Consider the following 24,844-nt stretch of genomic DNA (forward strand, 5'->3'; position numbering starts at 1 on the left):
CCGCGATGACAGTCGCCCGAACGCCGCCAATCCCGAAACTGCCCGCTCCCGGCCAATCCCCGTATAATCGCCCTCTTTTTCCCGAAGGCACCCCGCTCGTGGCAGACAAACGGTACAGCTGCATTGGTTTGTATAACCCCAAGTCACCGGAGAACGTCGGTTCGGTGATGCGCGCCGCGGGCTGTTATGGCGTGGCGTCGGTGTTCTACACCGGCAAGCGCTATGAGCGCGCCGCCGACTTCGTCACCGACACCAAGCGCGTGCACTACGACATCCCGCTGATCGGCATCGACGACCTGAAAAAGATCCTGCCGCTCGGCTGTGTGCCGGTCGCCGTGGAATTGGTCGAAGGCGCGCGCTCGCTGCCGGAATACACCCACCCGGATCGCGCCCTCTACATCTTCGGCCCGGAAGACGGCTCGCTGGATAAAGAGATCCGTGATTGGTGCGAAGACGTGGTCTACATCCCGACCACCGGTTGCATGAACCTGGCGGCCACGGTCAATGTCGTGCTCTACGACCGCATGGCCAAAGGGCTGAACACTCGCTCGGGGGCGAAATTCCGCTGACTCACCGCACATCCGATGGAACAAGCGGCGCGCCTCGGCAGTCAGCTTAATTATCCTTCCCTGCCTGGAGACAGATCATGAGCGAACTCAAACGCGTAGAACGCATCGAATCCACCCCGTTCCAGACTCGCCACGAACAGAACGTCGAGGGCTGGGAGCGCATCGGTTCCCTGGCCGGCGGCGTGGTGATGGTCGGCAAGGGCCTGCGTCGCGGCGGTGTGTTTGGCTTGATTCAAGTGGCGATCGGCGGCGTAGCCCTGGCACGTGGCATTACCGGGCACAGCTCGGTGAAAAGCCTGCTGGAGAAAAGTCGTCAGGACATGAACAACGTGCGGGCGAAGATTCAGCGGGCGGGGGAAGAATTGAGCCAGTTGAAGGCCAATGCCGAGGCGGCGACCCATACCGCTACGGTGACCGGCAATGATTCGTTGAAATCGCCGAAAGCCGGGGTTTAACCCCCCGTCCTGATCGTTCCCACGCTCTGCGTGGGAATGCAGCCCGGGACGCGCTCCGCGTCCCTTCCCAGCGATGGAACGCAGAGCGTCCCCGGAGGCATTCCCACGCAGAGCGTGGGAACGATCAATCCGGATATCGCGGTGAGGTTGATGGCCTCTTCGCGGGCAAGCCTCGCTCCTACGGGTTGAGGTCGTTCACATAATTGGCGAACGACGCACATCGGTAGGAGCGAGGCTTGCCCGCGAAGGCTGCGTTACTGAAGCAACTCGGTATCGAGGACTTTGGAAGGTTCGCCAATCACGCTTTCGGCGAGCTGAACAAATTCCTTGGTATCGACGCTTTCCAGGTGCATCGCCCCACGCTGTACATCATCCAGCGAGCGTTTGTTGCGGGTCTTCAGGCGAATCTCGCGGTCCAGTTCCTGTAGCAGCAACACAGCCTTGGCCATCTGCGCCGGGCTGATCTGCGAGCCGCGCAAAGTTGTCACCTTCTGGCTGTCCTTGGCCAACTTCTTCTGCAAAGCCTCATAGCGCTCATCACTCATGCCACCCCCGCGGCGCACCAGTTCGATGGCGTAAAACTCGGCCAGGCCTTCACTGATCCAGTCGCTGTGCTGGCGGTCATTGACCCGCCCGAAGACTTGCGCCAATTCACGCACCAACGGGCTGGTGCCGTTTTCGCTGACCAGCGGTAAGCGGCTGTTGAGGTAGATCGACTCCCGCGCCGCCAGGCTGCCGCGCCACATCGGGTCGTTGGCGCCGACGATCAGCAGTTTGCTCGGGTGACGGGGGAACACGGCCTGGGCTTGCGGCCAGACGAAGGTCAGCAACGTCAGCACGTCCATGCGGCGCATGCCCTGCCCCAACGGCGAGGCAACGGTGACTTCGGTTTCGCCCAACCGGGTGCGACGGCTGCCGAGGTGGCCGGCGAGCATCCAGCCGGTCGGGCGGTCGAACAACCGGGACACGTTGTTGATACGGAATTTGTTCTTGCCGATCCGCGGCCAGGCGGTTTCGACGCTTTTCCAGCCGTTGGGCAATTCGAATTCCAGGCGTGACACCAACTCGACGCCGTCCTGCTGATCGAGCTTGGCCGCCGGCACCAGATCGTCACCACGCATCAACGCCCAAGTCGGGGTCATGCGCGTGTCGAAGCTGCCGTTCTTGCGCCCGTGGCTGATGCGCACGCGGTAGGTCAGGCTGGCTTTGTCGGCGGCCGGGTGCCAGACACCGCGAGCGGTTTTCCCCGGCGTCAGCTGCCATTGGCCGTCAGCCTTGAAGTCGCTGTAGTGGCTGCCGTCGCCCAGGTCAAAGTCGAGGCTGCGTACTGCCGAGCCTTGGGCGAGAGTCAGGCGCACTTCGGCCTGATCGCTTTGGGGCAACAGGCGCACGTGATAATCCAGATCGACCTTCTTCGCCGCCCACACCGACGAACTCAGGGCCAACGCCCCGACGGCCAACGCGAGCCGCAATCCCACAGCCATACACACTCCTTATGTGGCGAGCGAGCTTGCTCGCGCCGGGCTGCGTAGCGGCCCCAAATTTTAGTAATCACTGATGGTTTTGTGAGTGCTGTGCACTTAAGCGGGAGCAAGCTCCCTCGCCACAGCAAGCTCCCTCGCCACAAATTAACCCGCGCGGAAAATCAGGTGATCTTCCCAATCGTCTTCCGGCACGCTGCCTTCGGCGAGCATGCGCCCGGACTGGGAGATACGTTCGTGGTGCACCGCCTCGCGATCGCCGCACACCAGGTGATGCCACAGCGGCAGGTCCTTGCCTTCGCTGACCAGCCGATAGCCGCAGGTCGGCGGCAGCCACTGGAACTCTTCCGCCTTGCCCGGCGTGAGCTGGATGCAGTCCGGCACGAATTCGCGACGGTTCGGGTAGTCCGTGCACTGGCAGGTGTTCAGGTCCAGCAGTTTGCAGGCGATGCGCGTGTAGTAGACGCTGTTGTCTTCTTCATCTTCGAGCTTTTGCAGGCAGCACAAGCCACAGCCGTCGCACAGCGATTCCCATTCCTGGGGATCGAGTTGATCGAGGGTTTTGCGCATCCAGAACGGTTCGATTTTGGCGACCATGGTTCAAGCATCAACATCAGGTGGTGAAAAGGCCGCCAGTCTAGTGCCCCAGGCCTTGCGGGCCAAGCGCTGGCGACTGTCGGTAGAACGCTCTTGTCAGTTTTTGCGCCGCCGCGTAGCTTTGCCAGTCGCAACGAGCCAAACCCGAAGGCCATTAACGCGCAACCGCGTTGCATTCCGGTGAACTGCCACGGCTCATGAAAACCTCATCGCTCAGCTCAACTGCGGCCGCAGGTTTTTACTTCGACAGTCTTACTCAAACGTAGCAAGGAACCTCTGCATGAGTGCCAACCCACGCGTCGCCGATTACGCCATTCACCCACAGTTCACCGATCGCTGGTCGCCACGGGCGTTTACCGGCGAAGCCATCCCGGAAGAAACCCTGCTGAGCTTCTTCGAAGCCGCGCGCTGGGCGCCGTCGGCTTATAACTCGCAGCCTTGGCGGTTTCTGTATGCGCGTCGCGATACGCCAAACTGGGAGCGTTTCCTCGGCCTGTTGAACGAATTCAACCGTGGCTGGGCGCAACACGCCTCGGCGCTGGTGATCGTGATCTCGAAAACCACCTTCACCGCACCGGGCGCCACCGAAGAAACCCCGGCGCTGTGGCACACCTTCGACACCGGCTCGGCCTGGGGCCACCTGGCGCTGCAAGCGAGCATCAGCGGCTGGCACACCCACGGCATGGCCGGGTTCGACCAGGAACTGACCCGCAAAGAGCTGAACATTCCCGAGGGTTATGCACTGCACGCTGCGGTGGCCGTTGGCAAACTGGGGGATAAAGCGACGTTGGCGGAATATCTGCAAGCCCGGGAAGAACCGAGCCCCGCGTCGGCCGTTGAGTGAACTCGCGGCAGAAGGCAGCTTCACCCTCTAACCCACTACCCCGATCGCCTGATCGCCCGATCGCTTGATCGCCTGATCGTTCCCACGCTCTGCGTGGGAATGCCGCCAGGGACGCTCCGCGTTCCGTATATGGACTCCTCCTCGTTGGGAAGCTTCCTTCGCTTTGGCGCCCGTGCCGACTGCACACGTATATTCGGCCTCTGGATACAGCATCGTTTCGATGCAGGGCCATGATGGGCTATTCGCGCGCCGGCTCCCAATCGCTTCTACGTGCTTCGCGCACTTGGACGCTTGAGGGGTTTGCCGACGCCGGTTCGACCGGTTTGCCATCGTTAGGGTTGCTTCGCAATCGTGGTAGGCAGTTTTTACTCGTTGGCGTTTAAGTCTGTGGGTCAGGCTGCGGCCCTGTCCGGTTGGTAATCAGTGTCATTGCGCAGCATTGCCCAAGCCATGCGTGCAGTTTTGTTGGCCAGCGCGATAGCGGCCACATTGGGATGTGATCGCTCGGCCAAACGGACGGCCCACTGGCTGAGCCGGTCGTCTTTGGATTTGGCCGTGCGCAGTGCTGATCGAGCACCATGGACCATCAACGTTCGCAAATAGGCATCTCCTCGTTTGCTTATGCCAAGTAATCGGTCCTTTCCGCCAGAACTGTGTTGTCTGGGTGTCAGCCCTAGTGAGGCCGCCAATTGTCGGCCATTGGCAAACTGGCGGGCATCACCGATAGCGGCGATGAGCGCGGTAGCGATCATTGGGCCTACACCGCGTAACTGCTGCAAGCGGACGGCCGTTGGTTCACTTGCCGCGATTGCAGATATCTCGCCATTGAGTTCGCTCACGCGCTCGTCAAGTGCGCGTAGGTCGTCCCACAAGCCATTCAGCAGACGACGAAAGCGTGCCGTCAAACCGTTATCTGCATCTTCCAGCCAGCAAGGTATTGCGCGACGCAGCATCAGTAATTCCTTCGGCGCAACGAGGCCGTACTCGGCGATCAGCCCACGAATCTGATTGGCTTTGGCCGTGCGCTGTTCGATTAAGCCGGCCCGGATGCGATGCGTCGCCTGAATATCCTGTTGTTCGATGGTCTTGACGGCGACGAAGCGCATGCTGGGGCGGCTCATGGCTTCGCAGATCGCCTCGGCATCGTTGGCGTCGTTCTTGTTGCTCTTGACGTACGGTTTGACGAACTGCGGCGCGATCAGCTTCACCCGAAATCCGCGTGCTTGTAGTTGCCGCGCCCAATGGTGCGCACCACCGCAACTTTCCATGCCGATCTCACAGCCGGGTTCGATCTTTTCCAGCACCGTTTGCAGCCAGCGATCGCGCGATAAACGCTGCCGCCAGACGGGTAGCTCATGACAATCCACGCCGTGGATCTGAAACACGTTCTTGGCCAGGTCGACCCCAATTCGCATAAGCTTCATGTGTGGACTCCTTCTCACCGTTGACTGTGGTTCGCACTTTCAGTCTGGCACTCAAGATGCCGAAGTGAGGAGGAGTCCATCCCATTGCTTCTGGGACGCGGAACGTCCCTGGCTGCATTCCCACGCAGAGCGTGGGAACGATCACGGGGGCAAGCCCCCTCGCCAAGTTGATTGGGGTGGGTTCAATACCCGCGATTGAAATCCACTTCCCCGCGCAGCGCTTCACCCGCCTGGTACGCCCGCAGGTTCTCGACAAACAGGTTCACCATCATCGATGGCGAGGTCGGTGCCGAGCTGTGGCCGGTCAGGAGCAAGCCCCAGGCAGTCCAGAACGGATGCCGTTGCGGCAAGGGCTCCTGACGGCAGACGTCGATCACCGCGCCGGCCAGATGCCCTTCTTTCAAGGCTTCGACCAAATCCGCATCCACCACCGCCACGCCGCGCCCGACGTTGATGAACACAGCCGTCGGCTTGAATTGCTTGAACAGTGCCGCGTCGTACAGGTCGTGGGTATTGGGTGTGTTGGGCAGCAGGTTGATCACGTAATCCACTTCGCCAACCAGGCGCGGCAAGTCAGCCAGCGCGCCGACTTCAACGAATGGCGCCTGTTCCCGGGCTTCGCTGGCGATGCCGTACAACTCGACGCCAAACGGCACGAGGAACTGCGCCACGGTCTGGCCGATGTCGCCGGTACCGACGATCAACGCCTTGCGCCCCGCCAGGCTTTGCCCCTGACGACTGTCCCATTTGCGCTCGACCTGGCTGACCAATCGCGCCAGTACTTCGCGCTCGTGGCCGAGCATATAAGTCAAAACGTATTCAGCCATGACCTGGCCGAAAATCCCCACCGCCCGGGTCAGGCGATAGTGGCGTGGCAGGCCGTCGGCCAGCAGCGGCGTGATGCCGGCCCAGGTCGATTGCAGCCACTGTGGCTGGTGGCTCTGACGCAGCAGGTTGGCCAGCAAGTCCGGCTGGCCGAGCCAGATCGGGCAATCGGCGGCCTGGCGAGCGAGTTCGGCGGAGTCGCCGCTGGTCAGCACTTCCAGCTCGGGCGCTGCCTGACGCAGCAGTTGGGCGTACACAGGGTGGTCGTGTTCAGCAATCAGAACGCGCATGGTTCAAACCTTTCGAAAACAGTGCAAACGGCCACCGCGCTGTCGCGGCGGCCATCGCCAAAATCATTCCAGTGTTTCATACAGGCTCTGAACGGAACCTGTCTGCCGCTCACATCGGGTCGTTGCGACGCAGCAACTCTTCGGGCAAGTGTTCGATGTACTCGTCCTCGGCCGGCGGCATCTGCAAGTGGTAACCCTGCTTTTCAAGGTTTTCCAGGACCACGGTGATGTCCTCGCGCGACAGTTTGCGCTCGGGGCTCAGCACCAGGTCGAAGGCGTGATGGGGCTTGCCGAACGCCGCCATCAGCGATTCCGGGACGCGCTCCAGTGCATCGCTTTTGAGCACATAGAGGTACATCTCGTTTTTCTTCAGGCTGCGGTAGATGGAGCAAATACGTTTCAAGGCTGTTCTCCGGCGGTGGCCAGGCTGTCGAGCAGCGCCTGGCCCATCAATTCGCGGCGCCAGCCACGCAGCGAATCAGGCAATTGGTAAGGACCGTTGGGGTAGCCGCTCTTGAGCAGCGCTTCCAGGGTTTTCTTGCGCAGCATCAGTTCTGGCGCGATGTTCAGGCGCTCGGCTTCGGCCTGGCCGATGGCCCGCAGTTGCTTGACCAGCGTGGCGGCGTCCACCGGCAACGGCTCCGGCACCGCCGGCGGCCATTGATCCGGCGACACAGTGGCAGAACGCTTGATCAGATCAAGCAGGAATTCGCCGTCCTGACGCACGGTACGCGGGTGCATGTCTTCGATTTTCGCCAGCGCGCCGAGGTTGTCCGGCTGAGTCCGGGCCAGCGGCCACAAGGAATGCTCACGCACGATGCGGTTGCGCGGCAGATCCCGGGCGCGGGCCTCATGCTCGCGCCAGGCGCAGAGTTCACGCAATACGGCGAGTTGGGCGCGGGACAGCTTCCAGGCCAGTTTGGCTTCGCGGTAGACCTCGTACGGGTCGACCTCGCGGCGCAGGTTGGCCACCAGTTCGGCGCCGTCCTCCAGCACCCAGCTGTATTTGTCTTCGGACAGCTTCGGTTGCAGGCGTACGTAGACTTCCGCCAGATGCAGGGCATCTTCGGCGGCGTAGCTGATCTGGGTGTCGGACAGCGGACGTTGCAGCCAGTCGGAGCGGGTCTCGCCCTTGGGCAGGTCGATGCCGAGCACTTCCTGGACCAACCGCGAGTAACCCATGGAGAAACCGAGGTTCAGGTAAGCCGCGGCCAGTTGCGTATCGAACAACGGCGCCGGCAGGCTGCCGGTCAGGCGCAACAGGACTTCGAGGTCTTCGCTGCACGCGTGCACGACTTTGACCACGGCCGGGTTTTCCAGCAGCGCGGCCAAGGGTTGCCAATTGTCGATGGTCAGCGGATCAATCAGGTAAGCGCGTACGCCATCGCCGATCTGCAACAGGCCGGCAATCGGATAAAAGGTGTCGACCCGCATGAATTCGGTGTCGAGGGCAACGAATGGCAGCTTTTGCCACTCGGCGCAAAACTGACCGAGGCTATCGTTGTCGCGAATCCAGTGAATATCGATGGCCACACGGCTCTCCCTTGAAGAATGGCGCGCAGTATATATCGCCCCCGGCGATTTCCGCGCATCCACTGCACAAGAGCTTTAGCGAAAAACCCTACAAAAGGGCAAGAAGCGTCTGACGAAGGGAGGTTATCCGGTCTTACGCAGTACGTAGACCCGCATCCGCGCGCAAGCGGGAAAGAAGTCCTGATGACTGAGCAGGCTGAAACCCGCTTGCCTGAACTCGGCTTCCACCACGGCCTTGCTCTCCAGCGGCGTGGGCATGGCGCCCTGCGCAGCGCTGGGCCGACGCTGGAAGCGGCTGGCGAGGCGCACCGCGACAATCACCGTGTCACGACTGACGCGGTGAAACTCCCCCAACATGGCCAACCGGTGTTCAGGGCTGGCGATATGTTGAAACAGTTGCATGCAAATCATGCTGTCGACCGCGTTCGCCGACAAACCGATGGTGAACGCCGAGCTCTGGAAGGTCTTGATCCGCTCAAGCAAATGCGCCGGATGATGGGTGCGTGCGTGATCGAGCATGTCCTGGGACGGGTCCGACGCCAGGATCACGCGGTTGCCGTGCTCGGCCAGCACCGGCCAGAAACGCCCGACACCACAGGCCACGTCCAGCAACAAACCCGGTTCACCAGCGACCTTGAGCGCATTGCGCACCAACTGCTCGACGCGCCAGAACGCCAGGCGCCCGGCCAGGCCACGGGGTTGCGGCTGCAGGCAGACGCGTGCGTGTTCCTGATCGTAGCGCCGGGCGAACTCAAGCTCGACAACAGATGGGGGCAGCGCGGACATATACAGGGGCTCTTATTGGAAGATCTAACGGCCGCAGGTTAGCGACCAGCCTGTGAAAAATAAGTCGAAACCCTCATTTTCTGGCCAGCACGCCATCGATCACAGGCGCGCGGCAGCCGGCGAACATGTCCAGGTCCGGGTTGTAGACCTTGCTGTCGACCTCCAGCAGACCAATCATCGAATGGAACAGATTGTCCTGGCTCAGGGGTTTTTCCCGACTCATCTGCAGGCAATGAGTGTCCACCGAGAACGAGCGTTGATAGCTGTCGGAGAACCACGCCAGCATCGCCACATGTTTCTGTTGCTCGGGCGCCATCATGTACGGCGTGCCGTGGAGGAACAGGTTGTACTCACCCAAAGACTCGCCGTGGTCGGACAGGTACAGCATCGCGGTATCGACCTTGTCCTGGTTGCTGCGCAACAGATCGATCAGGGTCGAGAGCACGTGGTCGGTGTACACCAGGGTGTTGTCGTAGCCATTGACGATGCTTTCGCGACTGCAATTGTTCAGCGCATTGCTTTCACACACCGGCGTGAAGTGTTCGTACTCTTTCGGGTAACGCTTGAAGTATTCCGGGCCGTGGCTGCCCATCTGGTGCAGGACCAGCACGGTGTCTTTGTCCAGGGTGTCGATAAAGTGCTGCAAACCTTGCAGGAGAATTTCATCACGGCATTCGCTGCTGGAGCACAGCACCGGGTCTTTCAAGTTGCTGACATCATCGATCGTCACCCGATCGCACGTGCCTTTGCAGCCCGACTGATTATCGCGCCAGATCACATCCAGCCCGGCGCGCTTGAGCACATCCAGCAAGCCTTCTTCATTCTTGGCCTTGCTGGCGCTGTAGTCTTTGCGCCCCATGTTGGAGAACATGCATGGCACCGATACTGCGGTTTCCGTGCCGCAGGAATGCACGTCAGTGAAGGCGATCAGACCCGCTTCTTTACTCAACTTGGGGGTGGTGTTTCGGTCATAACCCAGGATGCCGAAGTTCTCGGCCCGGGCACTTTCGCCGACCACCAGCACTGTCAGGGATTTACGGCCGTGGGTCTGCCAGGTCAGGTCCTTGCGGGCGTCCTCGCCGATTTTGACGAAGGGTTGTTGTGCCGATGCGACCTGTTCACGCAAATAACCGGCCGAAGCCCCGATGTAGTTGCTCGGCACCACCATCAGGTGCAGTTCATGGTGATTGCGAAACAGCGATGACAGGCCCTGGTAATTCACCAATGCGACGCCACCGACCACCACTACGGAGGCGACACTCACCAATGCCTTACTTAATAGATCACGATGCCAGGCGCGATAATTGATCGGTGTTTTCCACACTAACCACGCGGGCAAAACACCCAACAAAACAATGTAGACAAACAACTTTATCGAGAGTAAATCGCGCACTTCCGTGGCATTGGTTTCGGCGAAGTTGCGAAACATGCCGGCGTCGATCAATACGCCATATTGGCTCATGAAATACGCCACGCCCGCACTGACCATAAAGATCAACATCAGCAGCGGCTTGAGCAGCGGCCGGAAGGCCAACAAGGTCAGGACAATATTGAACGCGCCGAGCACCATCACGCCAAACGCCACGCGCATGGCAATGCCCTGGGCGTCCGAGGCAGTGATTTCGAAAAGATGCTGCCAGAGCACCAGGTTAAACCCGGCCAATAAGAACGCACTGGCAATCAGTGTCACCCACTCGGGGCGCACGGCTTTGAATTTCAACATGCGGATCGACTGTTCCTGAAAAGAAGTGCCGCCGGAAATGTGAAAATTTCATTTTCCGCGACAGCACAAACTTTAAGCAGCGAACCATCAATTTTTCGTGAAAAAGAAGCCAACGATTAGTTGGCTCCGGATATAACCATGAAACGTTTAAAGTCATTGAGAAGCGGTCAGGCCTGGTTCAGGTACCAGCGCCAGTCCTGCTCGCCGACCTCGCCCATGAACTGCCGATACTCGGCACGCTTCACCGCCAGGTACACCCCCAGAAACTCGGCGCCGAACGCTTCCCGCGCCCAATCCGAACCTTCCAGTGCGCGCAGGGTGGTCAGCCAGTCGGTCGGCAGTAGCTCCGTGGCCTGGGCGTAGCCGTTGCCTTCCACCGGGGCGCCGGGGTCGAGTTGCTCGCGGATGCCACGGTGAATGCCCGCCAGGATCGCCGCCGCGGCCAGGTACGGGTTGGCATCGGCGCCGCAGATGCGGTGTTCGATGTGCCGGGAGAACGCCGGCCCGCCGGGGATGCGCAGGCTCACGGTGCGGTTGTCCACGCCCCAGGTGGCGGCCAGGGGCGCGTAGCTGTTGGTCTGGAAGCGCCGATAGGAGTTGGCGTTGGGGCAGAACAGCAGCAACGAATCGAGCAAGGTGTCGAGCATGCCACCCACCGCATGTTGCAGCAGCGGCGTGCCGTCGGGCGCTTCGCTGGCGAACAGGTTGTTGCCGTCCTTGTCCGCCAGGCTGACGTGCATGTGCATGCCGGTGCCGGCCAGGTCATCAAAAGGTTTGGCCATAAAGCACGCGGCCATCCCGTGCTTGTGCGCTACGCCTTTGACCAGCCGCTTGTAACGCACCGCTTCGTCTATCGCCTGCAAGGCGTCGGTGCGGTGTTCGAGGGTAATTTCCACCTGGCCCGGCGCGTATTCGGAAATCGCCGTGCGTGCCGGGATGCCCTGGAGTTTGCAGGCGCTGTAGAGGTCGGCGAGGAATGGCTCGATTTGCTCCAGCTCGCGCAAGCCGTAGACCTGGGTGGCCCGCGGCCGGCCGCCATCGACGTCCCGCGCCGGTTGGGGTCGGCCGTTGCTGTCGCGCTTTTGATCCAGCAAGTAGAACTCCAGCTCCGCCGCCATCACCGGGTAATAGCCGTCGGCCTGCAAGCCTTCGATGACCTTGGCCAGCAAGTGCCGTGGGTCGGCAATCGTGGCCGGCATCCCTTCGGTGGGGTGCATGCTCACTTGGACCGCCGCCGTCGGAATCAGCCGCCAGGGCATGCGCTGCAAACTGCCGCTGACCGGATAGGCGCGGCAATCGATGTCGCCGACGTCCCACACCAGGCCGGAGTTTTCCACATCGTCGCCGTTGATCGTCAGGCCGAGGATGGTGCTCGGCAATGGCCGGCCGCTTTCGTACACCGCCAGCAGTTCATCGCGATGCAGCAACTTGCCCCGGGGTACGCCGTTGTTGTCGAGGATGAACAACTCGAACATCTCGATATCCGGGTTCTGTTCCAGAAAGGTCAGGGCTTCTTGCTGCGTGGCAAAGGAGGTCGTGGCACAACTCATGGGAATTCTCGTTTTTCCGTGTCAGGCAAACGCACAGGCGTCAGCGATTTGATCCCGGCGTGTGGCGCAGGGACCTGTAGGAACAATCAACGGGAAACGCAGGAATCCGGCGGGCGCGCATGACGGCAATGCCACAGCGCCCAGAAGGCCAGTTCGGAAGGAAGTGCAGAGAGGTTTGGCGCGGTGGCAGGCCGGAACCGACGACCACGGCTGGACGCACAAGCGCCGCTGGATGCCGGGTGGTGGAGTGCGACTGGCCAACCGTCCATAGAAAAAACCGCAGAAAACAGATGAGCCGCAGCGTCACACGGGTGGAGGGTGGGTTAAATCGGGAATTGACGAACTTTGGTTGCGGGTTGGCTAAACATTCGCCACCCAACCTGTGGCGAGGGAGCTTGCTCCCGCTCGGCTGCGAAGCAGTCGTAAATCATGACCCGTGGTGTCATTGGATAACCGAGGTGGCAGGGTCGGGGTTGCTTCGCAACCCAGCGGGAGCAAGCTCCCTCGCCACAGGGTTCTCATCGTTTGGTCTTTCTCTGTCTGCCAACAGGCACACTTATTTAATTTTTAAATACCACTGCCGACTTTCTGATTTGCCGCCGCCCTGCCCCTCCCGCCTAATCGGGGCCTTGTTTTGTAAGGTCCGCTCATGGAAAACGTTCGCGCAACAGCCCGCCCTGCCCTGTGGTTGATGGTCAGCATCATTCTGGTCGCCTTGAACCTGCGGCCTTCCATGGCCGCCGTTGGCCCGTTGTTGTCGGCGATACGCGGGGATATCCCGTTGAGTTTCAGCCTCGCTTCGCTGCTGACGATGCTGCCGGTGATGGCCATGGGGCTGGCGATGTTTTTCGGGATCGGCATCAGCCAACGCCTGGGCGAGCAGCGCACCGTGGTGCTGTCGCTGCTGATTATCGGCCTGGCCACAGCGTCGCGACTCTTCCTCGGCTCCGCCGCCGAACTGATCGTCAGCGCCATCGCCGCCGGCGTCGGCATCGCGTTGATCCAGGCATTGATGCCGGCGCTGATCAAATCCCGCTTCAGCGACAACGTCGCCGTGTGCATGGGGCTGTATGTCACCTCGATCATGGGCGGCGCGGCGATTGCGGCGTCGTTTGCGCCATTGGTGATGACCCAAACCGGCAGTTGGCGCACCGGCCTGGCGATCTGGGCGGCTCTGGCCGTGCTGGCGTTGCTGTTCTGGACCGCCCAGCGCAAGACGACCCTGACGCTACCGGCGCAGGCACGGCGCGGCGAATCCTTCTTCGCCAATTCCCGCGCCTGGTTACTGGCGATCTTCTTCGGCCTCGGCACGGCGTCCTACACCTGTGTGCTCGCCTGGCTGGCGCCGTATTACGTGGAGAAAGGCTGGAGCGAACAGAACGCCGGATTGTTGCTGGGCTTTCTGACGGCCATGGAGGTGATATCCGGCCTGCTGACCCCGGCCATCGCCAACCGCAGCCGCGACCGGCGCCTGGTGCTGGTGGTGTTGCTGGGGCTGATCATGGCCGGTTTCTGCGGCCTGATTCTCAGCCCGCAACACCTGAGCCTGCTGTGGCCGTGCCTGCTGGGCCTGGGTATCGGCGGGCTGTTTCCGATGAGCCTGATCGTGTCGCTCGATCACCTGGACAACCCTCAGCGCGCTGGCAGACTGACGGCCTTCGTGCAAGGCATCGGCTACCTGATCGCCGGCCTCTCGCCGCTGATCGCCGGGCTGATTCGCGATCAGTTGGGCAGTTTCGAATGGGCCTGGTGGTCACTGACCGGGGTCATGGCGCTGATGATAGTGATGGTCCTGCGCTTCGATCCACGGCACTATGCCAAACACATTCACTGACCCGCCAACGCGGGGGCCTGAGGCTAGAGGCCTCTGGCCATGTTTGCGGAGATTAAAATCGTAGGTCGTGTTCACAACATTTTCTGTCCCACACCTGAACGTGAAACTTCCTACAGGCCATTCTCCTGGCACCATCGTTCCGTTAGGATCGTTCGCACACGTTTGCGCACTGTCAGCGCAAGGAGCACAGCGAGACAGAACGGATGCTGAACAGTAACTTGCTTAGAAAGCTCGATATGCAGGACCTCATGGTGTTTGTCGCCGTGTATGAGCAAAGCAGCGTCACCGGTGTGTCGGAGGCCCTCTTCGTCAGTCAATCCACCGTGAGTTACTGCCTGAAGAAACTACGGACCAGTTTCGAAGACGAGTTGTTCATCAACACCCGCACCGGCATGCGCCCCACCTACAAAGCCAGCACCATGTATTCCCACGTGCTGAAGATCCTTGAAAGCATCAACTTGTGTCACGCCGGCGCCCAAGTGTTCGACCCGACCGCCCAGCCCGTCACCTTCAATATCTGCGCACCGGAATACTTCGAGCAATTGATCCTGCCGCGCCTGTTGAAGCGGTTCGATTTCGCGGACCTGCCGGTGCTGGTCAACATGCATAAGTTCGAAACCGATATCCCGGCCGACGAACTGCGCGATGGCAGCCTCGACCTGGTGATCTGTTTCGGGCCGAACTTTCATTGCAGCCACACCGACCTCAAGTCCCGCAAGCTGCTCGAAGACGATCTGGTGTGTGTCTTCGACAAGCGCGCCACGCCGCTGGAACCGCGTTTAAGCCTGCAAGCCTTTACCGAACGCCGTCACGTGTTCCCGACGCCCTGGACCTCGACCACCAACATGGTCGACGGCTGGCTGGCGCGGCAGGCGCAAAAGCGCCAGATTGTGGCGCGATCCAACAGCTACAGCGCGGCGCTGAAGATGATTACCGGCACGGATTTCATCCTGACCCTGCCCCGGCGCATCCAGCGCTTGCTGGCCAACGAGGCGGTATTCAAACATTGCGAGGCACCCAACGGCTTGCCGGGTTTCACCCTCGACATGCAGTGGAGCCAAAGCGTCGACCAGGACAGCGCCAACACCTGGCTGCGCGAACAAGTGGCCCTGGCCTGCGCGGAGCAGCAAGCCGCCTGAACACTCAGAGGCCGATGGCCGTCTTGGTGTAGGACTCGCGGTCGATGTCGAGGATTTCCACACACAACTGGACTTCAACCCCCGTCGGCCACTCACACAAATCCTGCACAACGGCCAACAGGCTTTCGGACAGCTGCTTCTTGACCTGCGGCGGGCGACCACTGAGCAACGCCAGTTTCACATGCACAAACGCCCGCTCACCCAACGCGGTGCCGACCTTGAAGGTCTCGACCTTCACGGCACGGCTCTTGATATCGAACTCCGCCGCAAACTGACCGGACCCCACCAACGTATTGTTGAGACGGATCAACGCCACGTCGGCGTTCAGCTCGGGCAGGTTGGCGGTGTATTCCATGTGCAGGTGAGGCATGACGGTGCTCCTGTGGATGGGAAGAAAGGGCCTACATATATCACAGAGCCGGGCTACGCTCCGGCGGCTTCTTTGGACTCGATTATCAGAGTGAACCGGTGCTGTGCATATCGGCCAGGCCACGCTCACTCATGAACGCTTCCAGGCGCGAACGCAACCAGCGTTCGGCCGGATCGGTGTCGACATGACTGAGCCAGACCATGGACAGATCCAAAGTCGGGGTCTTGAACGGAAAGGGTTCCTGGAACAATTGACCGGACGCCGCCATGGCGGTGGCGGTGTAGTCCGGCAAGCTCGCAATCAGGTCAGTCCCCGCCAGCAAGGCCGGCAACGAGCTGTATTGCGGAACGGAAAGCACGACGTGGCGCTTGCGCCCGATCTCCGCCAGCCACTCATCGGCATAGCCACTGACGTTGGCGGTGTGGGACACCAGCACGTGCGGGCGTGAGCAATATTCATCCAGCGTCAGCGGCGTGTCGGACGCATCGGCACGCAAGATGCTGGGCAGGATGTGTCGCAGCAGTTTGCGCTTGGCATTGGCCGGCAAACCGCGGGTCTGGCTGATGCCGACGGTGATATCGCCGGAGGCCAACAGGTCGGGAATGCGCCAGTAATCGACATGCTGGACCACGAACACCACCTTAGGCGCTTCATGGCGCAGGGCGCGCAGCAGCGGCGGCAACAGGCCGAACTCGACATCGTCCGACAGGCCGATCCGAAAGGTCATGGTGCTGCTGGCCGGGTCGAAATCGTGGGTCAGGCTCAGGGCCACTGACAACGAGTCCAGCGCCGGCGACAGGTGCAGGATGATTTCTTCGGCCCGGGCCGTGGGTTCCATGCGATGGCCGACACGAATGAACAGCGGATCGTTGAACATCGTGCGCAAACGGTTGAGCGCGGCACTGATGGTCGGCTGACCGAGAAACAGTTTCTCCGCCACCCGCGTCACGTTGCGTTCCAGCATCAAGGTCTCGAACACCACCATCAGGTTGATGTCGGCCTTGCGTAGTTCATTGCGATTCATCCACTGCACCCCGGTCCCCAAGACTCCGGGCAGTGTAGAAAGGCGCGGCAAGTGCGTCTACGTGCACAAACGTTCAATTGACCGTCAGGGCTTTAAGGCCCATCGCCAGTTTGCGTGGGTCGCGACTCAAGCCGGACGCTGATGGGCTGACCGCATCGGCGAACTGGAACTGCAGACGCAACATCCCTTCGCTGAACACACGTTGCTTCATCGCCTCGGTCAGGTTCACATCGATCACGTTGCCATCAGCCTTATCCAGCACGGTTGTCACTGCCGACAGGCCGTTAATGCTGATGACCGCACCCTGCCTGGCATGGCCCGGAGGTAGAAACGCCGTGGTTTCAAGGCGCAGCGTGCGTGCGGATGGGGGGACCCGAAACACTATCTCAGCGCTGGTCTCTTCAGACCAGGTGCCCCAGAGTTCAGACTCCGACCAGCCATTGGCCAGCAACGGCTTGCCTTCGCCCCCGACATTGAACAGCTTTTTATGTCCGGGTTGGACAACGGGAAGCAAGTCGGCGGGCGGAATCTGCGCAATCGTCTGCGGGCAATCGGCGCATTGCTTCCAACCGGGCGCCAACACGGTGAAGCCATCGATCCGGGCGAACAGATCGGTTTTGGTATTGACCGTCGCCACCGCCTGAAGCAATGCGCGGTCGTCGAGCAGGTACAACGAGTCCGCCTCATATTGCCCCGTCGCGAACGCCTTGCTCGCCTTCTGGTTGGCCTGGCGCCATTGATTGAGATCCATGCGCCCCAGGTACACGGCATCGGTCGGCAAACCATGTTTACCTGCGAACGCCGCAACGTTCATCCATTGCGGCGACAGGTTTTGCGGCACGATCCAGCGTACTTTGCGGTAATGGGAAGCCGCGCTGTTCCAGAACGGGTCGACAAAGGGGCTGGCCCACTCGGACGCCGGGGGCGCCATCAGTCTTTTGCGAATCATCGACCAGCCGCTGTGGGTATCGAGCACCTGGATCAACACCGCGATCATGAGCAGGCACGTCGCCGCTCGTGGCCGATTGGAACGGATCACCAGGAAAATGATGGCCAGGATGACCGCGTAGTACACCGGCCAGAACATCCGTCCTGAAGCACGGAAAATATTCGCGATGGAGATAACCGCCGAAGGCAGCGGATAGGCAAACTCCAGCGATCCGAAAGCGATGTGGTTTGAAACGGAAAAAATCCCCAGCCCAATCAACGCCAGTAACAAAAATGGCCGTTTGCGTACTGCCGCGCCAAACCCGGTGTTGCCCCGCAGCCCACCGAGCAAGGCACAGATCGCCAGAAACAGCAGCCCCAGGCCGAGGAAACCATAACCTTCGCCGTCACCCGGTGCGCCGGGAATGTCCTTCAACAAGTAGGACCAGGTGACAGGGGCGAACAACGACAACAGATTGGCGCGATACAGGCCAAAGCCATCGGAAATCGCGCCGTCGCCCCCGACGGAGAAATACGCCGCTTGCCAGCAACAGAAACTGACCAGTGAAAACAACAGCGCAAACTCGATGAGCACCGCTCGCAAGGTCAGTTTTTGCTTGATGTATTTTGCGGCGAGATCGGCGATCCAGATCAGCGCAACCATGGCCAGAAAATACGCATGGATCAACGCCGCCGCTGCCAACAAAGCGCCCCAGGCCAGACGCCGTCTGTTCAATTGCGGATGCAGGCTCAGGTACAACGCGGCGAGAATCAGGAAATGCCCACCCAATGACAGATGCACCGGCATGCGCATGATCATTGGCGGTACAAACAAAAACAACACGGTACTGGCGGCACGCATGGCGACGCTGGGCGTAATCAGTCCTACCAGTTTCCAGGCGAACCACGCCTGCAAGACAAAACAGGCCAGGAACCATATGCCGAAATACTGGAAAGGCTCAGGCAATAGCGCAGCAAACGGCTTGAACAAAAAAGCCAGCAGCGGATTGGAGTCAGAGAAAATGATGCCATTGCCCAACTCCAGGCCGTAGGTGGGATTCAGGCCGATCGGAAAGGTCCATGGCGACTGCCTGAAAAAGACCCAACCCAGATAATGCGTAGCCGGGTCGCCCGTGCCCAGCCAGGCAATGTTCTGCGGATTGAGCGCCCGCGGCCCAATCACGATGAAAAAAGCCAATACCCCCATCAGCAATGGCAGCAGCGTGACAGCCCAGCGCTTTCCCGAATCCTTCATCGATACGTCCAGAAATTATGCAATACGAAGGTAAACGCCGGGATTGTCAGCGCCACCGCGCCAATCCCCAGCAAATAATTGAGCCCGGCGATTTGCGCCGCCCAGGCCACGAACATCGCCAGCAAGAACCCCGCCGCCGAGACCATCATGAAACGCAGCAGCGTGCGGCCATGCAACCGGGCGGAAAAACTCCAGGTCGTGTTGATCAGGTAAGACGCCACCGTCGCCACGGCAAATGCCACACCATTGGCCAGGGGCGGCATCGGCATCACGAAATTGATGAACAGCACAGCCACGACCGCGTGAAGCGCCGTGACAAACAACCCGGTCACGGCAAACCTCAACGCTCTTTTGATCAACGCTGACTTTTCGGCTGAGGTCACGGCTTCTGCGCCAGCACAAACACCGTGAGGCCGGCCAGGCGATTGGCCCCCATGAACGGCAGCTCGATGCTGCACAGGGTCTTCAGAATTGAATTCACCACCGGATGATGCTGCTTGAGTTGCGAACGCGGCGGCGACGGTTGTGTGCCCTTGGGCAACAGCCGCAGGGTGGCCGCAATCGGAAACACCGCGCCGAAGTAGTAAGCGCCCTGCTTCACCGTCAAACCGGCGTCCCGGGCCACGGTTTCAAACTGCGCCAGGGTGTAACGGCGTTTGTGTTCCAGAAAATCATCGTGCCCGCTCCAGAGAAACTGGAACGCCGGCACCGTCATCAGGAAACGGCTGCCGGACGGGACTTTATCGACGTAAGCCTTGAGCAGCCCGACGTCGTCATCGACATGCTCCAGCACGTCCATCAGCAGCACCAGATCGGCGTCCACCGCCTCGATGCCGCGACGGTAATGCACAGGTTTTCCAGAGGTGCTGGCGTCGGAGTCAGCGTCGTAGCTGATATCCACGCACCAGGCTTCATTCGCGGCGGTGTGGGTCAGCAGGTGATGGGTAAAAAACCCGGAACCGGCACCGACATCGAGAATCTTCTTGATCGGGGTATCGCCCAGCAAACGCTTGGTCGCCGCCGCTTTGGACGCGTAATACCAGTGCTGATCAATGCTTGAACCGAGGATGTCGGTTTCCTTGAGATCCATGGTTCAGTCCTTGGCGTTATAGACACGGCGTACCAGATAAACCGGCCGGCGTTTTGATTCGATATAGGTGCGGCCCAGGTACTCGCCGAGCACCCCGATGCCGATCAGTTGCAGGCCACCGAGAAAGGTCACGGCCACCATCAGCGAGGCATAACCTGGCAAATCGATGCCAGAAATCAACGTGCGCAAAATGATGAAAATGGCAAATGAGAAAGACACCACGGACACGAACGCTCCCAGATAGGTCCAGACCTTGAGCGGGTCGGTACTGAAACTGGTGATGCCTTCCAGCGCGAAATTCCACAGGCGCCAACCGTTGAACTTGGTTTCACCGGCGACCCTTTCCGGGCGCTCATAATCGACATGCGTGGTGCGAAACCCGACCCAGGCAAACAAGCCTTTCATGAAGCGCCGGGACTCGGGCAGGGTCTGCAAGGCATCGACCACACAGCGGTCCATCAGCCGGAAATCGCCGACATCCTTGGGCAGCGGTTGATCCGCGATTTTGTTGTGCAGGCGATAGAACCAGTTGGCCGAGGTTTTCTTGGCCCAGGAGTCGGTCTTGCGACTCACACGATGGCCCAGCACCACTTCATAGCCTTGGCGCCACAGGGCAATCATCTGCAGGATCACTTCCGGCGGGTCCTGCAAATCGACGTCGATCGGCACCACCACCTGGCCGGTGGCTGTTTGCAAGCCTGCGGTCAACGCCGCTTCCTTACCGAAATTACGGCTCAGATCGACGATCCGCACGCGCGGGTCAGACGCCTGGCGTTCCAGAAGAATGTCCAAAGTCGCATCGGTGCTGCCGTCATTGACGAACACCATTTCCAGACTGACCAGCGCCTCATCCTTGAAGACGTCAGAAATCCGCGCGATGAACAGATCAATGGTCGCCGCTTCATTGAACACCGGGATGACGAGCGAAAGCGCCACATGCCCGGCGAGTTGCGTTCCGTGCTGATGAGTCAATGGATTGCTCTTTTTTTATAGTGATTTTTCAACAATCTTCGGTCGCCGGGGTGTTTTCCAGCGCCATGAGCCGAGTCGTATTAAGCAGGAGCATGCAGGGTGATGCAAGGGCGAAACTGCGGCGGTTTTGGCCATTCTTTCAGAGCCCGGCCAGCTGTAGGAAAAGCCCTCAAATCATTGGAAACAAATGCCCGATGGCCAAAAAAACCAGCTCCGCTAGGCTTGCTGACATGCGACACACAGGTTGTCGCAATTGACCCATCGCATGGAGCGAGCTGAATGTATTTTGAGATTTACAGGCAATCGAAAGGCACCCCGAGCACAGGAAAAGGACAGTGGCGCTGGAGGCTACGGGCGGGGAATCATGAGACGGTTGCCAGTGGGGAGTCATATGTGAACAAGGCGGACTGTTTGCATGTGATCGAGTTGATCAAGGGGGTGCAGGGGGAGACTCCAGTCAAGGAAATCTAAAGGATTAAGCCGGCTGCTCATGCTTGATGGGCAGCTCCTGGATCCCGAACTCGACACTGCAGACAAGACATAGTTGACTGCAACACCCTGATCAGGAGTTTGGTTGTAATGGAGATACAAGAAATCAGGCGCCGCCTCGCGGTACCCGCCATCAAGTTCGTCGCGGGCGGGTTCCGGCCTACGCTCAAGGATGAGGAAAGCTGGCTGGGCAACGTATTCCTTTTCCGCCCGGATGAAGCGATCCCCAAAAACGATGCAGGCGAGGAACTGCATCCCTATGCTCAGTTTTTTCTACCCTGCCTGCCGTTTGCCAGCCTGGCCCTCAAGGGGATTCGCGTACTGACAGTCTTTGTCTCTTACCCGTTTCCCGAGCCCTTTGAACCCATGGGCAACAACTGGGTCATCCGGGAATACACCTTTGATGATGAGCTGGTACGCAAAGAACTGCCGGTAGCCAATACCTTCCTCAAGCCCTTTGCGCTGAAGGCCGAATTGGTTGAAGAGGACTTTCCACTCTGGGACGGCGGCGGTGTCCCCAGAGATCTCGAGCTTGAAATACTCGAACTTGAGCGATCTGGGCAAATCGAATCCTATTACGACGTGATCACTCACACCTACGAACACAAAATCGGCGGCTATCCCTCGTTCTGTCAGTCAGGCGTGGACCCCGGCGATGATTTTGAATTCGTGTTCCAGATTTCGTCCGACTCGAAAATCAATTTGAATGTCGTGGACAGCGGGAGCCTGATGTTCTGGAAGAACAGGATCAACGGGACATGGGCCATTTACTACGATTTCTACTAGTAAAAAGAGGCCGCACCTTCATCCGCCCGTGAACGAGCACGGGCACATCCCAGCCATCAAAAAAACCTCTCAACATGGCGTCAGGAGATTTTTTCATGGGCGAGTGATGTGCTTGCGCATGGGGCCATACCACCTCATTCCCGCTCGAGCTCTACCGCGCCCCAACCTTGATATAGACGCTTCCCATGCTGTATACCTAAAAAGACCCTAAGCCACGCCGCAGGAAATCACAGCGTCTTATGCTCGGAATCACACGTATCGATCGCCTTGTCGGCCCACTTTCCGCATCCCTGATTGCGCACTGTGGGCCTCACGTCAAACGCTTCGCTGAAGCAGCCACAGGGCTTGTTCCTCGCCTCTTTGCACTCCTCGCTGTACACCGCCTGCGACTTCGATTGTCGGACTGGTGCGCCCATCGGCGCCATTGCTCCGTCCCTCCGCCTGTCTGTTCCTGATCATCAGCCACTGAACCGGTGCGCCCTTCTTCCGTTTTTTCGCGGAGTTCGTGCTCGTCTGGCTTTTCCATCTGAACCCATCACTTCCTGAGCGAGACATCGCCCGGTCGGCCTTCGCGCCTCGAACCGTGCCCGTCGGCTCCAGGCCATCTCATTTCGCAGATGCAGTGCCCCTTTTCAGGCGGCTTTGCGTCGCGCCACCCCACGGTACAAGGAGTATCAATCAATGATTTTTTTCCAGGGAAAAAGAATATTCAGCGCCATCTTCGACATGGATGGCACCATGTTTGACACCGAACGCCTGCGCTTCAAAACCCTCAAGCAGGCGTCCAGCGAGATTTTCGGCAAGCCGTTGAGCGAGGAAACCCTGATCGGCTCGCTGGGCCTGAGCGCCAAGAAGGCCGAGGCCCTGGCGAAAGCGCACAACGGGGAAGACTTTCCCTACGCCGAGATTCGCCAGCGCGCCGATGAACTTGAGTTGGCGTATGTGCGCAATGAAGGCGTGCCGATCAAGGCCGGATTGCTGGAAGTGCTGGAGCGCTTGCGCAAGTACGGCCTGACCATGGCGGTCGCGACCTCAAGCCGTCGGGCGATTGCCGAGGAGTATTTGATCAATGCCAACGTGCTCAAGTATTTCGACATCACCGTGTGTGGCGACGAAGTCACCCAGGGCAAGCCCCATCCCGAGATTTTCCTGCGGGCAGCCAGCGCGCTCAATTGCGAGCCGGGTCACTGCTTCATGGTCGAAGATTCGGAAAACGGCCTGCTCTCGGCGATCCGTGCCGAGGGGCAGCCGATCCTGATCGAAGACATCAAGCCACCCGCGCCTGAGGTCAAGGCCGGTGCGCTCAAGGCCTATAGCAACATGCAGCAATTTCTCGGCGACCTGACCCAATGCATGCCCGACCTCGGCACCCCCGAACTGACCGAGACCTTCCCCCAGGCCCTCAATCAGTTTCGCGTCGGCATCCACGGCTTCGGCGCCATGGGCGGCGGTTACCTGACACAGATTTTCTCCCACTGGGATGGCTACACCCGGCCCTGTGAAATCATCGGCGCCACCCGTTCGCGCATGCTGCGTGAAACGGTCGACGCCTTCGGCCGGTTCAGCGTGCGCTACGGCGCCACGTCCTTCGACCAGACCATCGAAAACCTGCGGATGATCGACATGGACGACGCCGAAGCGGTGATCGATATGTACGACGTCGCAGAAATCGTCGGCCTGAGCCTGCCCGAGCCCGCCATCCGCAAACAGGCCGATGTCATCGCCAAGGGTTTGATCCGCCGTTACGAACGCCGTAGACGCGAACTGACCATCCTGATCGTGCTGAACAAGGTCGGTGGCGCCGCCTTCGTCCGCCGCCATGTCGAAGCGCAGCTGTTACTGCTGGTTTCGCCTGAAACTTGCCAGCAGATCCTGGACAAGACCCACTTTGCCGAAACAGTCGTCAGCCGCATCGTCTCGAAGATTTCCAACGAGGCCTTGCTCAGACAACTGCGGATCAAATCGAAGATCTTCCAGAACAGCCTGAGCGACGAACCGAGCGCCCCCCAGGCACTGACGACCACAAAGGCGCCCGAATATGAACGACTGATCGGCCGTTTCCGGCCCTTCGCCCAGTCGAGCAACGCCCTGAGCCAGATGCACCTGATCCTGTTCAACAGCGAACCGGACATGCCTCTCTACGTCGAGCGCGGCAGCAACTTGCTAGAGCGACTGCGCCAGGTGAAAACCGTGGAAGACATCACCCAGACCCAGGTCATCAAGAACCTCTTGTGGAACGGTCCCCACGCGATCATTGCCTGGTACGCCAGCCTGTTGGGCTATTCGTGGCTGGGCCAGGGCATGGGCGACCCGCGCGTCAGTGCATTGGCTGAACGCCTGATCCGCCAGGAAGTCGGTCCGGCCCTGGTGGCGGAAAACCCGCAAATGAGCGAAGCCGTCGCCGGTTTCGCCAAAACCTTCCTCGAACGCTGCAACACTTCCTTCAAAGACCCGTGTGCCCGAGTCGGCCGTGACCCGCTGCGTAAACTGCAACGCAACGAACGCATCTTGCGCAGCATCGACCTGGCCCGCAAACACGGGATCGATTCTACCGGCCTCGAGTTCGGCACAGCGCTAGCCCTGCATTACGCGCTGCGTTCGACGGACGCCAAGGATCAGGAAAGTCAGTTGATGCGCACGCTTTATGAAGAGAGCGGGAGTGTCGAGGCAATGTTGACGTATACGGGGAGTTACAACGGCAAACCGTATCCGGGGCTGGATCCGGTCAAGGATGCAGGGTTGATTGAGGGGATTGGTGGGCATTTTGAACGGCTGGTCGAGCCGGATTCCGGGCATTGGGGGTGGCCGAAAGCGGGCTAGCCTTGCACGTCCTTACGCCACAAGGGCGCCTTTTTAGCGCCCTTGTTCGTATGGACTTTAA

The 24,844-nt window shown here is 60.0% G+C and carries 22 protein-coding genes and 1 pseudogene; 8 read left to right on the forward strand and 15 right to left on the reverse strand.

Annotation, left to right across the window (positions count from 1 at the left end):
• The first annotated feature begins 98 nt into the window (after positions 1–98).
• Positions 99–569 (forward strand): RNA methyltransferase, encoded by a 471-nt coding sequence (locus ACZ89E_RS15370; protein WP_010462134.1) that lies wholly within the window; start codon positions 99–101, stop codon positions 567–569.
• Between the two features lie 77 nt (positions 570–646).
• A complete protein-coding gene (locus ACZ89E_RS15375) occupies positions 647–1,024 on the forward strand; it encodes a YgaP family membrane protein (RefSeq protein WP_149657154.1) in 378 nt (125 codons plus the stop codon).
• Positions 1,025–1,278: 254 nt separating this feature from the next.
• On the opposite strand, the gene ACZ89E_RS15380 is transcribed toward ACZ89E_RS15375, so the two are convergent.
• A complete protein-coding gene (locus ACZ89E_RS15380) occupies positions 1,279–2,508 on the reverse strand; it encodes a hypothetical protein (RefSeq protein WP_149657155.1) in 1,230 nt (409 codons plus the stop codon).
• A gap of 144 nt (positions 2,509–2,652) precedes the next feature.
• The gene (locus ACZ89E_RS15385) at positions 2,653–3,102 is read right to left on the reverse strand and encodes a YcgN family cysteine cluster protein (protein ID WP_149657156.1); all 450 of its coding nucleotides are present in this window, start codon (positions 3,100–3,102) and stop codon (positions 2,653–2,655) included.
• 280 nt (positions 3,103–3,382) lie between these two features.
• Here ACZ89E_RS15385 and ACZ89E_RS15390 point away from each other — a divergent pair.
• Positions 3,383–3,977 (forward strand): annotated as a pseudogene (locus tag ACZ89E_RS15390) (nitroreductase family protein).
• Positions 3,978–4,338: 361 nt separating this feature from the next.
• On the opposite strand, the gene ACZ89E_RS15395 reads toward ACZ89E_RS15390, so the two are convergent.
• The 7 genes from ACZ89E_RS15395 to ACZ89E_RS15425 all read right to left on the reverse strand — a co-directional run bounded on the left by ACZ89E_RS15395 (position 4,339) and on the right by ACZ89E_RS15425 (position 12,077).
• Positions 4,339–5,370 (reverse strand): IS110 family RNA-guided transposase, encoded by a 1,032-nt coding sequence (locus tag ACZ89E_RS15395; RefSeq protein ID WP_463259842.1) that lies wholly within the window; start codon positions 5,368–5,370, stop codon positions 4,339–4,341.
• 182 nt (positions 5,371–5,552) lie between these two features.
• Positions 5,553–6,485: a D-2-hydroxyacid dehydrogenase gene (locus ACZ89E_RS15400; protein ID WP_476255986.1), complete on the reverse strand. Its 933-nt coding sequence runs from the start codon at positions 6,483–6,485 to the stop codon at positions 5,553–5,555.
• Between the two features lie 109 nt (positions 6,486–6,594).
• Positions 6,595–6,888 carry a YcgL domain-containing protein gene (locus ACZ89E_RS15405; protein ID WP_133837473.1) on the reverse strand — a complete coding sequence of 98 codons (294 nt, stop codon included), beginning with the start codon at positions 6,886–6,888 and terminating at the stop codon, positions 6,595–6,597.
• Positions 6,885–8,018: a ribonuclease D gene (gene rnd, locus ACZ89E_RS15410; RefSeq protein ID WP_149657159.1), complete on the reverse strand. Its 1,134-nt coding sequence runs from the start codon at positions 8,016–8,018 to the stop codon at positions 6,885–6,887. The genes ACZ89E_RS15405 and rnd overlap by 4 nt, the downstream gene beginning before the upstream one ends.
• 123 nt (positions 8,019–8,141) lie before the next feature.
• Positions 8,142–8,804, reverse strand: a complete 663-nt coding sequence (locus ACZ89E_RS15415) for a class I SAM-dependent methyltransferase (protein ID WP_149657160.1) — start codon at positions 8,802–8,804, stop codon at positions 8,142–8,144.
• A gap of 73 nt (positions 8,805–8,877) precedes the next feature.
• Entirely contained in the window at positions 8,878–10,527 is a 1,650-nt protein-coding gene (locus tag ACZ89E_RS15420) for a phosphoethanolamine transferase (RefSeq protein ID WP_149657161.1), read from the reverse strand.
• Positions 10,528–10,694: 167 nt separating this feature from the next.
• Positions 10,695–12,077 carry a glutamine synthetase family protein gene (locus ACZ89E_RS15425; protein WP_476255987.1) on the reverse strand — a complete coding sequence of 461 codons (1,383 nt, stop codon included), beginning with the start codon at positions 12,075–12,077 and terminating at the stop codon, positions 10,695–10,697.
• 649 nt (positions 12,078–12,726) lie between these two features.
• Here ACZ89E_RS15425 and ACZ89E_RS15430 point away from each other — a divergent pair.
• Complete coding sequence (locus tag ACZ89E_RS15430; RefSeq protein ID WP_476255988.1) at positions 12,727–13,911, forward strand: cyanate transporter; 1,185 nt, start codon at positions 12,727–12,729, stop codon at positions 13,909–13,911.
• Positions 13,912–14,114: 203 nt separating this feature from the next.
• Positions 14,115–15,050 carry a LysR family transcriptional regulator gene (locus ACZ89E_RS15435; RefSeq protein WP_149657165.1) on the forward strand — a complete coding sequence of 312 codons (936 nt, stop codon included), beginning with the start codon at positions 14,115–14,117 and terminating at the stop codon, positions 15,048–15,050.
• A 4-nt stretch (positions 15,051–15,054) separates the two neighbouring features.
• Here ACZ89E_RS15435 and ACZ89E_RS15440 read toward each other — a convergent pair whose 3' ends face one another.
• The 6 genes from ACZ89E_RS15440 to ACZ89E_RS15465 form a co-directional block, all read right to left on the reverse strand.
• Positions 15,055–15,420, reverse strand: coding sequence for a 5-carboxymethyl-2-hydroxymuconate Delta-isomerase (locus tag ACZ89E_RS15440; RefSeq protein ID WP_149657166.1), 366 nt, complete (start codon positions 15,418–15,420; stop codon positions 15,055–15,057).
• Positions 15,421–15,505: 85 nt separating this feature from the next.
• Positions 15,506–16,444: a LysR substrate-binding domain-containing protein gene (locus ACZ89E_RS15445; protein ID WP_476255989.1), complete on the reverse strand. Its 939-nt coding sequence runs from the start codon at positions 16,442–16,444 to the stop codon at positions 15,506–15,508.
• Positions 16,445–16,517: 73 nt separating this feature from the next.
• Positions 16,518–18,626, reverse strand: coding sequence for a DUF6311 domain-containing protein (locus tag ACZ89E_RS15450; protein ID WP_476255990.1), 2,109 nt, complete (start codon positions 18,624–18,626; stop codon positions 16,518–16,520).
• On the reverse strand, positions 18,623–19,009 hold the full coding sequence (locus tag ACZ89E_RS15455; RefSeq protein ID WP_149657169.1) for a GtrA family protein: 387 nt from the start codon (positions 19,007–19,009) through the stop codon (positions 18,623–18,625). Before ACZ89E_RS15455 ends, ACZ89E_RS15450 begins: the two co-directional genes overlap by 4 nt.
• The gene (locus ACZ89E_RS15460; RefSeq protein WP_476255991.1) at positions 19,006–19,716 is read right to left on the reverse strand and encodes a class I SAM-dependent methyltransferase; all 711 of its coding nucleotides are present in this window, start codon (positions 19,714–19,716) and stop codon (positions 19,006–19,008) included. Before ACZ89E_RS15460 ends, ACZ89E_RS15455 begins: the two co-directional genes overlap by 4 nt.
• Positions 19,717–19,719: 3 nt before the next feature.
• Positions 19,720–20,688, reverse strand: a complete 969-nt coding sequence (locus ACZ89E_RS15465) for a glycosyltransferase family 2 protein (RefSeq protein WP_463259672.1) — start codon at positions 20,686–20,688, stop codon at positions 19,720–19,722.
• A 279-nt stretch (positions 20,689–20,967) separates the two neighbouring features.
• Here ACZ89E_RS15465 and ACZ89E_RS15470 point away from each other — a divergent pair, with 279 nt between their 5' ends.
• The 3 genes from ACZ89E_RS15470 to mtlD all read left to right on the forward strand — a co-directional run bounded on the left by ACZ89E_RS15470 (position 20,968) and on the right by mtlD (position 24,783).
• Entirely contained in the window at positions 20,968–21,159 is a 192-nt protein-coding gene (locus ACZ89E_RS15470; protein WP_007958030.1) for a YegP family protein, read from the forward strand.
• A gap of 108 nt (positions 21,160–21,267) precedes the next feature.
• Positions 21,268–21,963 (forward strand): DUF1963 domain-containing protein, encoded by a 696-nt coding sequence (locus tag ACZ89E_RS15475; protein ID WP_476255992.1) that lies wholly within the window; start codon positions 21,268–21,270, stop codon positions 21,961–21,963.
• 681 nt (positions 21,964–22,644) lie between these two features.
• Positions 22,645–24,783 carry a bifunctional mannitol-1-phosphate dehydrogenase/phosphatase gene (mtlD, locus tag ACZ89E_RS15480; RefSeq protein WP_476255993.1) on the forward strand — a complete coding sequence of 713 codons (2,139 nt, stop codon included), beginning with the start codon at positions 22,645–22,647 and terminating at the stop codon, positions 24,781–24,783.
• Positions 24,784–24,844: the final 61 nt, after the last annotated feature.

Source organism: Pseudomonas sp. TE3899, assembly GCF_056279105.1.

Bases quoted from the DNA above. Each gene is read 5' to 3' on its own strand.
- ACZ89E_RS15375 (WP_149657154.1), top strand. From the start codon at position 647: ATGAGCGAACTCAAACGCGTAGAACGCATCGAATCCACCCCGTTCCAG.
- ACZ89E_RS15380 (WP_149657155.1), bottom strand. From the start codon at position 2,508: ATGGCTGTGGGATTGCGGCTCGCGTTGGCCGTCGGGGCGTTGGCCCTG.
- ACZ89E_RS15385 (WP_149657156.1), bottom strand. From the start codon at position 3,102: ATGGTCGCCAAAATCGAACCGTTCTGGATGCGCAAAACCCTCGATCAA.
- ACZ89E_RS15395 (WP_463259842.1), bottom strand. From the start codon at position 5,370: ATGAAGCTTATGCGAATTGGGGTCGACCTGGCCAAGAACGTGTTTCAG.
- ACZ89E_RS15400 (WP_476255986.1), bottom strand. From the start codon at position 6,485: ATGCGCGTTCTGATTGCTGAACACGACCACCCTGTGTACGCCCAACTG.
- ACZ89E_RS15415 (WP_149657160.1), bottom strand. From the start codon at position 8,804: ATGTCCGCGCTGCCCCCATCTGTTGTCGAGCTTGAGTTCGCCCGGCGC.
- ACZ89E_RS15420 (WP_149657161.1), bottom strand. From the start codon at position 10,527: ATGTTGAAATTCAAAGCCGTGCGCCCCGAGTGGGTGACACTGATTGCC.
- ACZ89E_RS15425 (WP_476255987.1), bottom strand. From the start codon at position 12,077: ATGAGTTGTGCCACGACCTCCTTTGCCACGCAGCAAGAAGCCCTGACC.
- ACZ89E_RS15430 (WP_476255988.1), top strand. From the start codon at position 12,727: ATGGAAAACGTTCGCGCAACAGCCCGCCCTGCCCTGTGGTTGATGGTC.
- ACZ89E_RS15435 (WP_149657165.1), top strand. From the start codon at position 14,115: ATGCTGAACAGTAACTTGCTTAGAAAGCTCGATATGCAGGACCTCATG.
- ACZ89E_RS15440 (WP_149657166.1), bottom strand. From the start codon at position 15,420: ATGCCTCACCTGCACATGGAATACACCGCCAACCTGCCCGAGCTGAAC.
- ACZ89E_RS15445 (WP_476255989.1), bottom strand. From the start codon at position 16,444: ATGAATCGCAATGAACTACGCAAGGCCGACATCAACCTGATGGTGGTG.
- ACZ89E_RS15450 (WP_476255990.1), bottom strand. From the start codon at position 18,626: ATGAAGGATTCGGGAAAGCGCTGGGCTGTCACGCTGCTGCCATTGCTG.
- ACZ89E_RS15460 (WP_476255991.1), bottom strand. From the start codon at position 19,716: ATGGATCTCAAGGAAACCGACATCCTCGGTTCAAGCATTGATCAGCAC.
- ACZ89E_RS15470 (WP_007958030.1), top strand. From the start codon at position 20,968: ATGTATTTTGAGATTTACAGGCAATCGAAAGGCACCCCGAGCACAGGA.
- ACZ89E_RS15475 (WP_476255992.1), top strand. From the start codon at position 21,268: ATGGAGATACAAGAAATCAGGCGCCGCCTCGCGGTACCCGCCATCAAG.
- mtlD (WP_476255993.1), top strand. From the start codon at position 22,645: ATGATTTTTTTCCAGGGAAAAAGAATATTCAGCGCCATCTTCGACATG.